The following is a 13,774-nucleotide window of genomic DNA, read 5'->3' as shown; positions in this document are numbered from 1 at the left end:
TACGGCTTTACCAACCCTCAGCTGATTTCGGTGCGGGAGGCCAGAGGATCTTGAAATCGCCCTTGCCAGAAGGCCAGGCGAGACCGAAGCCGTTCTCCAGCGCCAAGGCTCTGTCGTCGGCTTTGGTCACTTCAGTTTCCACCACGATCAGTTGCTTCCCTTCCCACCGTTGTTGTTGACGATAGTCGAGTAGCTGTCCCATCGCTGTGCGGATAGCAAACCGAACAATTGATGTCTCGGTAGGCTTGACCTCGACCATCACGTCCAGGCTCTTCCCATCTGTAAATCGCATGTCGTCGCAAAAGGTAGGAAGAAATTGAACACCAGGGATTGTCCGTTGCAGATAGTCTTTAAGTAGCCTTTCGAGTTTGTTGTGCCGGGGGCTGATCTGCACCTCATGACGTTTCACATACCTGGTGTAACCGTCAGCCGCTGCTTGACCCGCCCGATGCTTCACCCTACTGCGCGCGGGTGGCCGATCAAAAGCGGGCAATTCCCCCCCAATGATCGCGCGGATATTTTCTACAAAGCTCCTTGCCGCCGGGTCAGACGTGTCATCCGCATACCACCAGCTCGCCTGCCCGCTCCAGCCTTTCCCACGTTCAAGGTAAAGGCCTTCATCACGCTTTTTCACGGGAATGAGATGCGCGTCCTCGGCCCGCGCTCGTACCCGGAAGCTCAGGACTTCATCATCCTCATGCTGGCCGGAAGGGTATACGCCATCAAACCTCTGGCGTTTACGATAGACTCGCGCATTCTTGTACCATCCGATTACGCAGCGCGGATCCCTTCCATCGACAGGGGCAGTCCAGACGACATCGACACCATCGATGAACTCGGCTGAGGGCGACGCCCCCAATCTCTCGATTTTTACATCGCGATCGACGTCGTTCTTGATTGTTTCGAAGTGGCCGTAGACATAGCCATCGTCGGCTTCAACGAAGTTCAATTCCTCCCCGGCTCTTCCCTCGGAGACTACGTAGCCACCCCCACCTTTCGGAGGGTCCTTGGCATCGCGGCCTGCATAATTCTTCATCCAGGCGATATTGCAAAATAGGAGCGGCATGAGTTCTTCCGGGTCCGAGAACCTGTTGTGTCAATTCATCTCTTCATCTGCGCTAGTACGTTGCAGACCGTGTCTGCGGTTCGCCGCGGCCGGCTCCATGGAACAGGAGCTCGCCGGATCCTCGAAAGCACACAGAAGGCGACGACGGTCAGACAATCCTTCTCCGAGGAGCCGATCCCGGGCTTCTTAGTTGGGGCAAGCGACGACTTCAAGCATAAGTGGCCGGGCAAATTCCACCCCTAGTCCCGAGTGATGTAAAGCAGCGTCTGCTTGTCCTCAGCGACTTCAGTATGAGGGGCAGCATACGAGCGAGCATCGATCACCGAAATTCCCTCGGCGAAAAGGCCTTCTGCCTCTGGCTCGCGTTCGACCAAGGCAGGCTCTGCTTGCGCCGGCGGCTTCACCAATATCGTCGAATAGAGGATTAGATCCTCGTCGCGACCCAAGACCGCGAATCCGTCTGGAAAGATTGCTCCTCCGGATCGCTTTGCTGCCTCGACGATATCCGTCGGAAACTCTGGAAGTTCTGCCATGAGGTCGATCCCGACTTGGCTCGACTCGATGAAGGTAAAGATGCGCTGAGCAATTTCCAGATCCAGCGCCATGCCATTCACGAGCCTCACCGGTCCTGACCTGAAGATCAAGTGCTCTTTGGCGGTGATGACCAGCGGCTCCCACTCTGCGTCTTCTCCAACAATCCAGGTTCGGCCGAGCCATTCAACCGTGGTAAAGCTCTGCTCCGAAGGTTTCCAGGTACGATCGCGGGCAGCCTCCCCGACCTCGGGCCCGAAGAGAAGAGTCAGCACACCGCAATAGCTGCCAAACAGCACGTCTCCTGGATCAGAGCGTTCGGAGGGGCCGTCGTCCTTGTCCCGGGGGGTAGTCCATCATGTGCCGTGTGGTCGATGAATATCTCCGCTTTCTTTACAGATTTCATCCAGCTGCCGACCGCATAGCCATGCGACGCTACCCAGGAACCGATTTTGCGACCCAGATAAGGCTCGACCTGCTCCTTGTAGCCTTCCCTGACAGTCTTCGTGAAAGCTGCCCTGGACGCTCCCTTGGTCGCTTTCGACTCCGCAAGGGCGACAAACATATCCCCCGAACGGCTGAAGACGTAATCCGGAGAACGAGTGGTCGGACGTTTGCCGTGGACTTCATGGTTTTCGAAATGATCCATCCAGCGGTATCCATCCCGGACCATCTTGGAGGTAGGCAATGCCGTCGCCGACCAGGCCGGTCATCGTCTTTCCGACGTAGTCCTTGAGGGTCCGGGCAGTATCTAGCAACGCAAAGCGCTCATTCTTGTCATCAACGTGCCGGGCGATAAGGTGTCGGCACATCTGGACCTGAGCCCTCGCGGCGCGCTGGTCCATCTTCGCCCTGCTGGAGCATTGCGCCATCGCACCGTACAGCTCGGCGGGTGTGAACAGCATTTCGATATTCTCCGGCGCTCGACCGGTGATCAAGCGGTTCCTCCTGGGCACATGACCGTTGATCTGCTCGACGCCGATCTGCTTTTCCTTTGCTTTCCACATAGGCTGGCGACCCCTCAGAACTGGCGTTCAGTGCCAGTAACTCCCTGTATCAGAAAAGAAAATCACGAAAAAAAACGGCTGACAAGTGACCTATTGAAGGCTCGGGAGCGGATTTCGCCGCTTGTCGGCCCGCTGCGTCGCTCCATCGTCACGCAGTTCTTTGGTCTCTTTGGTCAGTTGCCTTCATCAGAGCCATCAACATAGGCCCAAGGGAAAACTCGCCGCGCTCAGAGCGCCTGGTAAGATCCCGCAGATAGCCGCCTGCCGACGTTATGAATTTTGACCGCTCGAGAATACATGCCATCGCCACCGCGGCATTTTCCGGTCCCATGGCGTTGCACGCCTCCTCGTAGGCAGAGGGGCTGACGCCGAGCATTGAGCGCACAACGATGGCCGCCTTCATGAGTTCGCGCCAGTGCTCGATGCGCCCGCCGGGCCCATAATCAGTTATCTGGGGGCAGGCCCGGAGAACCATTCCAAGCGGGAAAGCCTTTATCGGTTCAGGCTTCGCCTTCTCCCGCTCGATCGGCGCGCTGTTAGCTTGTGGCTTATACCCGAGGCTTCCGCCCTGCTCTTTTCCAGAGCTAGGTTCAAGTTCATTTATGGATTCGGTATTTGAATTCTGTATGTGGCGGTCATCCTGAATGGCATTGCCGTGCATTCCATCTGTTTTAAGCTGCATTTCCAGGATGTTGAGCACCTCTTCCCGTAGGAGCTGCATTTCGTCGAGCGTGGTCTCAACTTGTAACCGGTTCGGGTAGCGCGGGAGGCGTGCGAGGATGCTGACGTACTCGGACTCCACCTGATCCCAATTGCCCGTAGCGCCGTCTTCCAGCGCGGCCGAGATCAATTTGCGCACATCGCGACGGCAGATCGTCAGCGCTTCCCTTGCCCTACGAAAGCGCACGCGCTCAGCGGCGACATCCTGTGCCATCAAGGCGAGTTCCGTGGCACGAGCCAGCAGCGGCGTAAGGTCAAACCCGTAGGCCTGTTCGATCTCGCCATCCCGGTTGCGGTGCGCGTAGCGTTTACCGTTCGGGCTGTCGCGCCGCAGGATAAGGCCGGCATCGACAAGCGCGGCGAGTTGCCGGCGTAGCGTCGTCTCGGTGATTCCATGAGCCCGCACTGACAACTGGGCGTTGGATGGGAATACGACCAGGCCCTGGCTCGGATCGAGTTCCGCGTGAGGGTGAAACGTCAGCAGGGCATCAAGGACGGCGAGTGCCCGGTCCTGGATTCCCAGCCGTTCCCGTGCCTCACATACGTCTCGAAAGACCTTCCACTTCTCGATGCTCGTTTCCGGCCGCGGATTCTCGATCGCCATTTGGCTGCGTACCAAGGCGAGCGACATCGGCCGCCGCCCAAAGGGCGTCGTCACATGTCCCGTCTGCATTTTTCTCTTACCTTGCTTCAGGCAAAGGAAATCCGCTCACCAAATCGGCGCCAAGACTCTTGACTGTGATTCCGGGAAATGCGATTCTCGATCCTGCTAGAGATGACGAGAGAGGCTTCCACGGTTCGCCGTTCGGGGGCCTTTTTCTTTTGCGGTTCAGTCTCCGTTGGTTTCGTTCTTCGACCCCTTGTACTCCTCGTACAAGCGGTCCATGCGAGAAGACAGCCATTCGCTGAAGGGCTTGGCTTCGACATTCGTGAGCTCGATGGCAACTTTCTTTGCTTTGGCGGTCATCGCGAGATTCAGAGAGCGATCGGACGATACCCAGCCTTTTGCTGCGGTATCGGCTTTGGGCTTTTTCGCAGCCGATTTGGCCTTGTACCGCTTCACGTAATCATGAAGCTCATCGAACCGCTCGGCTTCGGGGACCTTCTGGAATTCGGCCGATGCTGCATGCTCAGCAGCGGCCTTCGAGAGGGCAGGGGCCAGGATCAACTGCCGGAGGCTGAGCCATCGGTCACGGCCAATCTTCTTGGATGCACCCAGGGCTTGAATGACGGAGGCTGGCACCGCTTCGACGACTGCGAGCATCTTTGAGAGCATCGCCTCGTCGATGGCGAGCGATGACCGAACAGTTTCCTTGGTCATTCCAGACGCGATCAGGTTCTGGGCGAAATAGGCGCGTTCAATGAACGACAGGTTCGAGCGGGCCGCGTTTTCCTGACCCTGCACGATCGCCGAAGTGATATCATCGAGCTTCTTGACAATAGCCTTGACTGGAACTCCAAGCTCACGAGCGACCCTGAGACGACGGTGACCGAACACCACCATATAACGCTTGGCATCTGTCGAGCTTGGGCGAACCAGAATAGGCGTCGTTTGACCCGATCCCTTGATCGCCTCGAGCAGCTCCTGAAACTCCTCTCCATCATCTGAAAGACGATCAGATACGAAGGACACGTCGACCAAGTGTGGATCGAGGTCGACGATCACCTCGCCTTCCATGAGCTTCTTGGTGTTCTCGGCCATATCTTCAATGGAGCGAACAACCGTCTTGGCGGCGCCTGTCATGCCATAACCAGGCTTTGTCGGCGTCTGGCTCGCCGAGATTGCGTCCATATCCAGATTGGCGAACGGATTTTTACGGGACATGGGCGCACTCCAAATCTTGCGTCAACGCCGGTAAGGGACTGGCAAAGCTAGAACAATTGGCGAAAAAAACGGCTGACAAGTTGCTCATTTTCTCCCCCAAACCCCATGGATGAGCTCCACGATCTCGGCGTTGGTAGAATTCAAGCTCTCCATGGCCCTGTCATAGGTTGCCCGGACAAATTCACCCCGCTCAACCTCGTACAGGGTTTGCTTCTTGATGGACGCGTCGGAAATCGCAGTGGACTTCAGAACGTGGTTTCTCAGCATCTGCTGTGCGAACATCGACTGCATGAATCCGACCATCTGGGCCTGCGGAATATCCGTGGGCTCAAAGCGGGTGATAAGATACCGGAACCACTGAACACGCATTTCGGCCCCGGCCTCCGCAACCGGCCCCATGATCCCCCCGAGCATCATAAGAAACTGGCTCATCGACATGATGTCCAGCATCTGAGGATGAATGGTGATAAGGATCCCGGTGGAAGCCATGAGGGCGGTAATCGTCAAATAGCCCAGTTGAGGCGGGCAATCGATGACGACTACATCGTACTTGTCATCCACCTGCTTCAGAGCGCTGGCGATCCGCATATAGAAGAGTCGGCCATCCTCCCCCTTCTTGGATGAAATCGCCAGTGGCACGTCATATTCGTATTCCTGCAGAACCAGGTTAGCGGGCACGACATCCAGTCCAGGAATGTTGGTCGGCTGGATGACGTCAGCGATTGACTTCCGTTCGTCGTCAAATCGAAGAGCCTCATAAAGAGAGGCAGTATCATCAAGCTCCGGCTGGATCCCGAAAAGCGAAGTCAGGGAAGCCTGCGGGTCAAGGTCGATCGCTAACACACGATGGCCGGTGAGGGCGAGATACTGCGCCAAATGCGCGGCAGTGGTGGTCTTGCCGCTTCCGCCCTTGAAGTTGACGACCGATACGACCTGCATCGGCTCTCCTTCTTTACGCCTCGGCACATAGTATCTCTTGTCCGACTTCTTGTTGGCCTCGAGATAATCCCGGAGCTCGAGCATCTGGTCAGCAGTATAATATCGGCGTCCACCGATGGACTCGATTTCCGGTCCTTTCCCGTCAGAATGGAGTTGCCTCAGGTGCGTCTGGGTGACACCCATGAAGTCTGCAACTTCAGCAAGCTGAAACTTGCGTAATCCCTTGCGAGCATCAGGCGGGTACTGCTGGCTGCGCAACATATGCAACGCGCTTGAGATCTTCGCCCCTTGCTCGGCAATCTCAATATCAAATCTGTTGGGCAGCAAATTGCTCATTTTGCGAACTATTTCCCGGAGGTCGTCAGTTTCGAAAAAATGGCTCGAACGCCATCATTTGCGAAACTATCCTGCGATTCCGGCATCGTCGCAAGAGATTTAAAGTTAACAAGTAGTTAACGGAACTCCAGGAGTGGCTGACATAATATCGATTCATCCAAAGACTTCCGCATGTTAGCCCAGCTTTGTCCGCCGGCACCACTGACAGAGAAATGCAGATCTGCACCTCTTATCAACATCCTAGAACCCGGTTCCCAACCGGCGTTTGAGACGTATAGCGCCGATTCGGTAGAATCACCGGATGCAAATCTGCACATAGCCACACGCAGCACGAGATGATCTTCCTTCGCCTGACCAGTTCATGCGGAGATCACAATGCAGATTCTGAGCGTCTCGGCCGACCACTACGCAAGCAACCACAACTACCTGAACCAGATGCACCGTCTTCGGGCCGCCGTGTTTGGCGACCGCCTGGAATGGGATGTCACGATTACGGACCAGGGAGAGCGGGATCAGTACGATGATCTCTACCCAACCTACATCCTGGCGATCTCAGCCGACCAGAAAGTCGTCGGCTGCGCGCGCCTGCTGCCTGCATCTGGCCCGACGATGCTGGAGCAGACATTCCCACAACTGCTGGAGCGCGGTTCGCTCGACCCCCATGCCGCAATGGCCGAGAGCTCACGCTTCTGCGTCGACACGTCGCTTAAAGCGGGGAGGGGAGGTAGCCTCCATCAGGTCACGCTCACCATGTTCGCCGGCATCATCGAATGGTCGATGGCGAATGGTTACAGCGAGATCGTCACCGCGACCGATCTTCGTTTTGAACGTATCCTGAAGCGTGCGGGCTGGCCAATGCACCGCGTCGGCAATCCGGTTGCGATCGGGAACACCGTCGCCGTCGCGGGCAGTCTGCCGGCTGATCGCGCCAGCTTCGAACAGGTCTGCCCGCCAGGATACCGCTCGGCAATCGTGCGCAACGGTTCCGGCCCCTTCAGGAGCGCCGCGTGACCCAACTCCGCTCCCATCCCCGCCTCGTGCGCAAACTCCAGGACGCCCTGGGAGACCAGCTTTGCGTCGCACTCGACGATGCAACGGTCGTCGAGATCATGCTCAATCCCGACGGAAGGCTATTCATCGAACGGTTGGGGCATGGGGTCGCTCCGGCCGGCGCCATGAGCGCTGCCACGGCCGAAATCGTCATCGGCAGCGTCGCCCATGCGCTGCAATCGGAAGCAGACGATGAACGGCCGATCATTTCAGGCGAATTGCCGATCGGTGGTCACAGGTTCGAGGGGTTGCTGCCGCCCGTAGTATCGGCGCCAGCGTTTACGATCCGGCGGCGAGCATCGCGGCTCATCCCGCTCGGCGACTACGTGACGTCGAAGGTGATGACCGAAGCGCAGGTATCGGTTTTGCGAAGCGCCATCGCCTCGCGCATGAACATCGTCATTTCAGGCGGAACCGGATCGGGCAAGACGACGCTCGCCAATGCCGTGATCGCCGAGATTGTCGCAACGGCGCCCAACGACCGCATGGTCATCCTGGAAGATACCGCCGAGATCCAGTGCGCGGCCGAAAATGCCGTATCGCTGCACACCACCGACACGGTCGATATGGCGAGGCTCCTGAAGAGCACGATGCGTCTCAGACCCGACCGCATCATCGTTGGCGAGGTTCGCGATGGCGCGGCTCTTACGCTGCTGAAGGCCTGGAATACCGGTCATCCCGGAGGCGTCACCACCATCCATTCCAATACGGCAATGTCAGCACTCCGCCGGCTGGAGCAGCTGACGGCGGAAGCGAGCCAGCAGCCGATGCAGGAGGTGATCGGCGAAGCCGTCGATCTTGTCGTTTCCATCGAGCGCACGGGCAAGGGCAGACGGGTCCGGGACGTGATCCATGTCGAGGGATTCAGCAATGCCCGCTACCGGACCGAACACTACGCCCAGATTGATGAGGACAGCCATGCCGCATGAGACAAGGATAAAACTCGCCACCCTGAGCCTCGCCACCATCGCATTAACCCTTGCAGAACCGGCACTGGCCTCCTCGGGCGGCGGCGGCCTGCCATGGGAGTCGCCGCTGCAGCAGATCCAGCAATCGATCACCGGACCCGTCGCCGGCTTTATTGCCCTGGCAGCCGTCGCCATCGCCGGCGGCATGCTGATCTTCGGCGGCGAACTCAACGATTTCGCGCGGCGACTTTGCTTCATCGCCCTTGTCGGCGGGATCCTGCTCGGCTCCACACAGATCGTCGCCCTGTTCGGCGCAACCGGTGCATCAATTGGAGCAGTCGACACGACGTCAGCGACCGACATCGCTACGCCGACGCGCGCACGTTCAAGAGAAGGGGAGGGAGCGCATGGCTGAACCTGGCTCCAACCTTTCCCGCTCGCCTGTACACAGGGCGCTATCGCGTCCGAACCTGCTGATGGGCGCGGACCGCGAACTCGTGCTGCTGACTGCCCTTGCCGCCGTCATCCTGATCTTCGTCGTTCTAACCTGGTACGCGGCGCTCTTCGGCCTCGCGATCTGGATGATTGCCGTCGCGGCACTGCGCATGATGGCGAAAGCTGATCCTTTGATGCGGCGGGTCTATGTCCGCCATATCTCTCACAAGACGTTCTATCGCGCGACGTCGTCGCCTTGGCGCAAGTTCTGAGGGTTTTCGATGGTTGCCCTCAAATCATTTCGTCATTCCGGTCCGTCCTTTGCCGATCTGGTGCCCTATGCCGGCCTAGTCGACAATGGCGTGATCCTCCTCAAGGACGGCTCGCTGATGGCCGGCTGGTATTTCGCAGGGCCGGACAGCGAGAGCTCGACCGACGCCGAGCGCAACGAGGTGTCACGGCAGATCAACGCGATCCTGTCGCGGCTCGGCTCCGGCTGGATGATCCAGGTCGAGGCCATCAGGGTTCCGACCGGAGACTATCCGGCCGAGGACGATTGCCACTTCCCCGATCTGGTCACGCGGGCGATCGACGCCGAACGGCGAGCCCATTTCCAGAAAGAGAGGGGGCATTTCGAGAGCCGGCACGCAATGATCCTGACCTGGCGGCCGCCCGAGCCGCGGCGCTCGGCGCTCACGCGCTATGTCTATTCCGATGCGACCAGCCGTTCCGCGACCTATGCCGACAAGGCGCTCGAGACATTTCTGACCTCGATCCGCGAGGTCGAGCAATATCTCGCCAATGTCGTGTCGATCCGCCGGATGATGACACGGGAGACTACAGAGCGCGGCGGTTTCCGGGTCGCCCGCTATGACGAGTTGTTCCAGTTCATCCGCTTCTGCATCACCGGCGAGAACCATCCGGTGCGCCTGCCCGAGATCCCGATGTATCTCGACTGGCTGGTGACGGCCGAGCTGCAGCACGGTCTCACGCCTTTGGTCGAAAACCGCTTTCTCGGTGTCGTGGCGATCGACGGCCTGCCGGCAGAAAGCTGGCCGGGAATCCTGAACAGCCTTGACGTGATGCCGCTCACCTATCGTTGGTCGTCGCGTTTCGTCTTCCTCGATACCGAGGAGGCGAGGGGAAAGCTGGAACGCACCCGCAAGAAATGGCAGCAGAAAGTCAGGCCCTTCTTCGATCAGCTCTTCCAGACCCAATCCCGCTCCGTCGATCAGGACGCCATGCAGATGGTGGCGGAGACCGAGGACGCGATCGCCGAAGCGTCATCACAACTCGTTGCCTATGGCTACTACACCCCGGTCATCGTCCTCTTCGACGAGGACCAGTCTCGCTGCCAAGAGAAGTGCGAGGCGATCCGCCGGCTGATCCAGGCGGAAGGTTTCGGCGCACGGATCGAAACGCTAAATGCAACCGACGCCTTTCTCGGCAGCCTGCCGGGTGTTTCCTATGCCAACATCCGCGAGCCGCTGATCAATACGCGCAATCTCGCCGATCTTATCCCGCTCAATAGCGTCTGGTCGGGAAGCCCAACGGCGCCTTGCCCCTTCCATCCGCCTGGCTCGCCGCCGCTGATGCAGGTGGCCAGTGGCTCGACGCCGTTCCGGCTGAACCTGCATGTCGATGATGTCGGGCACACGCTGATCTTCGGGCCGACCGGTTCAGGCAAATCCACCTTGCTGGCACTGACCGCCGCGCAGTTTCGGCGCTACAGCCAAGCCCAGGTCTTCGCCTTCGACAAGGGCGGCTCGATGCTGCCGCTGACGCTCGGAGTCAATGGCGATCACTACCAGATCGGCGGCGATATCGAATCCTCGGCAGAAGGAGAGTGGAGGGCGCTTGCCTTCTGCCCGCTTGCCGAGCTGACGACCGATGGCGACCGCGCCTGGGCGTCGGAATGGATCGAGACCCTGGTGGCGCTTCAGGGCGTGACCATCACACCGGACCATCGCAACGCCATCTCCCGGCAGATCGGGCTGATGGCGGAATCGCGCGGGCGGTCCATGTCGGATTTCGTGTCGGGCGTGCAGATGCGTGAGATCAAGGACGCGCTGCATCACTACACCGTCGACGGCCCCATGGGTCAGCTTCTCGATGCCGAAGAGGATGGTCTGGCGCTCGGCGCGTTCCAGTGCTTCGAGATCGAGGAACTGATGAACATGGGCGAGCGCAATCTCGTGCCGGTGCTGACCTACCTGTTCCGTCGCATCGAGAAACGCCTGACCGGCGCACCCAGCCTGATCATCCTCGATGAGGCCTGGCTCATGCTCGGCCATCCCGTCTTCCGCGACAAGATCCGCGAATGGCTGAAGGTTCTGCGCAAGGCCAATTGCGCCGTGGTTCTGGCCACCCAGTCGATCTCGGATGCGGAGCGCTCCGGCATCATCGATGTGCTGAAGGAGAGTTGCCCGACCAAAATATGCTTGCCGAATGGAGCTGCCCGCGAGCCCGGCACGCGAGAGTTCTATGAGCGCATCGGCTTCAACGAACGGCAGATCGAGATCGTCGCGACGGCGCTTCCAAAGCGCGAATACTACATCGTCTCGCCCGAGGGCCGCAGGCTCTTCGACATGGCGCTCGGGCCCATCGCGCGCTCCTTCGTCGGGGCATCCGGCAAGGAAGATCTGAAGCGCATTCGCGCCCTGCATTCCGAACATGGGGCCGCATGGCCTTGTCCTTGGCTCCAGCAAAGGGGGATCGCCCATGCCGAACCATTCTTCCCGGCCAAGTAAGATGGCGTGCGCCACAATTATCTCGGCCATCATCCTCTCCACGACACTGCCTGTCCGGGCTCAGGCCGGCGGCGTCACTGGGCAGGCGACCGAGTGGACACAGCTCGCCAACAATGCCGAACTCGTCTCGCTGGTCGGCAAATCGGCTGAGCAGGTAAACAACCAGATCACCCAGATCTCCCAGCTTGCCGAGCAGATCCAGAACCAACTCAACATCTACAACAATCTCCTGCAGAACACGGCCCAGCTTCCGAACCATATCTGGGGCCAGGTCGAAGGCGACCTGAAAAGCCTGCAGAACGTCGTGGCCCAGGGACAGGGCGTCGCCTTCTCGATGGGCAATATCGATGACGTGCTGAAGCAGCGTTTCCAGAGTTTCTCGGAGATGAAGAGCAATCTGCCGGATGGGGCGAGCTTTTCCACGACCTATCAGAACTGGTCCGACACCAACCGCGACACGATCGCCGGGACGCTGAAGGCAGCGAACCTGACCGCCGACCAGTTCTCGAGCGAGGAGAGCGCGATGTCGTCGCTGCGCTCGATGTCGGAGTCGGCGGATGGCCAGATGAAGGCGCTGCAGGTCGGACACCAGATCGCCGCCCAACAGGTTGCGCAGATGCAGAAGTTGCGGGGCCTCGTCTCACAGCAGATGACCATGATGGGAACGTGGTTTCAGTCCGAGCAGGCACAGAAGGACTTGGCCCAGGCGCGTCGCGAGCAGTTCTTCAACGGGACCGAGCGTGACATCCGCGGCGGCCAGACCATGGAGCCACGCTGGTGAGCCCGCGTCTGATTATCATCCTCGTCTTGGCGGGGCTGGCCGCACTCGGCGCCGGCATCGTCACCTGGAACATGGTCCAACTCCGCCCGGCCCCCGTGTCCGGATCCGGCGCAGCCGCTACGCGAACCACCTCCGATGTGGAACGCCGTGAACATCGGGAAAAGTTCTTCAGCGGTGATCCGGATCGCAACGTCCGTGGCGGGCAGGAGATGAAACCGCGATGGTGATCGTCCACCCCTCCCGGAAGCTGGAGCTTTCGTTCATTTCGATCGGCCTCATCCTGCTGGCGACGACACCGGCCCTTGCCCAACAGGGTTCGGTTCTGACCACACTGGAAAACTCTGTCGTCACGGCCGCGAAAGGTTGGGAGACGACTGTGATGAACGCGGCGCGTTCGCTGTTCTGGATCCTCGCCGGCATCGAGATCGGGATTGCCGCGGTATGGCTGGCGATCAACGCGGCCTCGCTCGACAGCTGGTTTGCCGAGCTCGTGCGGAGGATCATGTTCATCGGCCTCTTCGCCTTCATCCTGGACCAGGGGCCGTCCTTCGCCAAAGCCGTGGTCGATAGCCTCTACCAAATTGGCGCCGGCGGTGGCTCGGCCTCACCGGCAAACATCTTCGACGCGGGCATCCGGGTCGCGACCAAGATGTCCGAACAGGCAAAGTTTGGTCTGTGGGAGGACAATGCTCTGGCGATCGCCGCCGTCTTCGCCATGGTCGTGGTCGTCGTATGCTTCTCGTTGGTCGCCGCGATTTTCGTCGCCGTCATGGTCGAGATGTATGTCGGCCTGCTTGCCGGAATGATCATGCTGGGTCTCGGTGGCTCGTCCTTCACCAAGGACTTTTCCGTCAAATATCTGGTCTACGCCTTCTCCGTCGGCATGAAGCTGATGGCACTGGTGATGATCGCCAAAATCGGGTCCGACATTCTGCTGGGCTTGGCCGAGGCGCCGACGGCCACATCCGAGCAGTTCATCACCACACTTGCGATCGCTGGCATCTCAGTCGTGGTCTTCGTGATCGCCATGTATGTGCCGCCGATCCTGCAGGGCGTGGTCCAGGGCGCCTCCATCGCCGGCGGCATGGAAGCGATCCGCCACGGCGGCCAAGCCGCGACCTTTGCAGCCGGCGGGGCGTTCCTCGGCGCACGTGCTGCAACGAAAGGGGCGCAGACGGCAAGCTCGGCGCGGGCAGGGGGCTCTTCGATGGCGGGAGCGGCACTTCGCGGTATGGCGTCCGGCATTGGAAGCGCGGGATGGGCTGCCGGATCGGCAGCCAAGGAAAAGGCGATCGCGTCTCCCGGTGCCTATGCCGGGTCGCTGCTCGGCCTTGCCAACGCCAAGCTCGACCAGTCGCGTCAGTCGGGCCGACCAACACCGTCACCTCCGCCCCCACCCATCAACGACACCAAGTAGAAGGCTGAG

Annotated in this window: 15 protein-coding genes; 8 read left to right on the top strand and 7 right to left on the bottom strand. The window is 59.6% G+C overall.

The annotated features are described in order from the left end of the window. Positions 1-7: 7 nt before the first annotated feature. The 7 genes from LQK81_RS22525 to repA all read right to left on the bottom strand — a co-directional run bounded on the left by LQK81_RS22525 (position 8) and on the right by repA (position 6,424). Positions 8-1,066, bottom strand: a complete 1,059-nt coding sequence (locus tag LQK81_RS22525) for a hypothetical protein (protein WP_230808660.1) — start codon at positions 1,064-1,066, stop codon at positions 8-10. A gap of 239 nt (positions 1,067-1,305) precedes the next feature. Further along, positions 1,306-1,896, bottom strand: coding sequence for a hypothetical protein (locus LQK81_RS22520; protein ID WP_230808659.1), 591 nt, complete (start codon positions 1,894-1,896; stop codon positions 1,306-1,308). Then, on the bottom strand, positions 1,866-2,246 hold the full coding sequence (locus tag LQK81_RS22515) for a hypothetical protein (RefSeq protein ID WP_230808658.1): 381 nt from the start codon (positions 2,244-2,246) through the stop codon (positions 1,866-1,868). The genes LQK81_RS22520 and LQK81_RS22515 overlap by 31 nt, the downstream gene beginning before the upstream one ends. Continuing rightward, on the bottom strand, positions 2,224-2,604 hold the full coding sequence (locus tag LQK81_RS22510) for a hypothetical protein (protein WP_230808657.1): 381 nt from the start codon (positions 2,602-2,604) through the stop codon (positions 2,224-2,226). Before LQK81_RS22510 ends, LQK81_RS22515 begins: the two co-directional genes overlap by 23 nt. Positions 2,605-2,752: 148 nt before the next feature. Continuing rightward, positions 2,753-3,997, bottom strand: a complete 1,245-nt coding sequence (gene repC, locus LQK81_RS22505) for a plasmid replication protein RepC (RefSeq protein WP_230808656.1) — start codon at positions 3,995-3,997, stop codon at positions 2,753-2,755. A 156-nt stretch (positions 3,998-4,153) separates the two neighbouring features. Continuing rightward, positions 4,154-5,149, bottom strand: a complete 996-nt coding sequence (gene repB, locus LQK81_RS22500) for a plasmid partitioning protein RepB (protein WP_230808655.1) — start codon at positions 5,147-5,149, stop codon at positions 4,154-4,156. Positions 5,150-5,233: 84 nt separating this feature from the next. Then, positions 5,234-6,424 (bottom strand): plasmid partitioning protein RepA, encoded by a 1,191-nt coding sequence (repA, locus tag LQK81_RS22495; protein WP_077549911.1) that lies wholly within the window; start codon positions 6,422-6,424, stop codon positions 5,234-5,236. A 375-nt stretch (positions 6,425-6,799) separates the two neighbouring features. Here repA and LQK81_RS22490 point away from each other — a divergent pair, with 375 nt between their 5' ends. From LQK81_RS22490 to trbL, 8 genes are read left to right on the top strand one after another with little or no spacing between them, the layout of a single operon-like run. Beyond that, on the top strand, positions 6,800-7,435 hold the full coding sequence (locus LQK81_RS22490) for an acyl-homoserine-lactone synthase (protein WP_230808654.1): 636 nt from the start codon (positions 6,800-6,802) through the stop codon (positions 7,433-7,435). Beyond that, on the top strand, positions 7,432-8,403 hold the full coding sequence (gene trbB, locus LQK81_RS22485) for a P-type conjugative transfer ATPase TrbB (RefSeq protein ID WP_230808653.1): 972 nt from the start codon (positions 7,432-7,434) through the stop codon (positions 8,401-8,403). The genes LQK81_RS22490 and trbB overlap by 4 nt, the downstream gene beginning before the upstream one ends. Continuing rightward, a complete protein-coding gene (gene trbC, locus LQK81_RS22480) occupies positions 8,393-8,797 on the top strand; it encodes a conjugal transfer pilin TrbC (protein ID WP_230808652.1) in 405 nt (134 codons plus the stop codon). The genes trbB and trbC overlap by 11 nt, the downstream gene beginning before the upstream one ends. Further along, positions 8,790-9,089, top strand: a complete 300-nt coding sequence (locus tag LQK81_RS22475; RefSeq protein WP_230808651.1) for a conjugal transfer protein TrbD — start codon at positions 8,790-8,792, stop codon at positions 9,087-9,089. Before trbC ends, LQK81_RS22475 begins: the two co-directional genes overlap by 8 nt. 9 nt (positions 9,090-9,098) lie before the next feature. Beyond that, entirely contained in the window at positions 9,099-11,567 is a 2,469-nt protein-coding gene (locus LQK81_RS22470) for a conjugal transfer protein TrbE (protein ID WP_230808650.1), read from the top strand. Between the two features lies 1 nt (position 11,568). Further along, positions 11,569-12,348: a P-type conjugative transfer protein TrbJ gene (trbJ, locus tag LQK81_RS22465; protein ID WP_442967175.1), complete on the top strand. Its 780-nt coding sequence runs from the start codon at positions 11,569-11,571 to the stop codon at positions 12,346-12,348. Then, positions 12,345-12,575 carry an entry exclusion protein TrbK gene (gene trbK / locus LQK81_RS22460; protein ID WP_230808648.1) on the top strand — a complete coding sequence of 77 codons (231 nt, stop codon included), beginning with the start codon at positions 12,345-12,347 and terminating at the stop codon, positions 12,573-12,575. Before trbJ ends, trbK begins: the two co-directional genes overlap by 4 nt. After that, on the top strand, positions 12,569-13,765 hold the full coding sequence (trbL, locus tag LQK81_RS22455) for a P-type conjugative transfer protein TrbL (RefSeq protein WP_230808647.1): 1,197 nt from the start codon (positions 12,569-12,571) through the stop codon (positions 13,763-13,765). Before trbK ends, trbL begins: the two co-directional genes overlap by 7 nt. Positions 13,766-13,774: the final 9 nt, after the last annotated feature.

Origin of the sequence: Rhizobium sp. GN54 (genome assembly GCF_021026345.1) — a bacterium.
Taxonomy (GTDB): Bacteria; Pseudomonadota; Alphaproteobacteria; order Rhizobiales; family Rhizobiaceae; genus Mycoplana.
The sequence above is the reverse complement of the archived record's forward strand: the minus strand, read 5'-3'. Positions and strand labels throughout refer to the sequence as shown.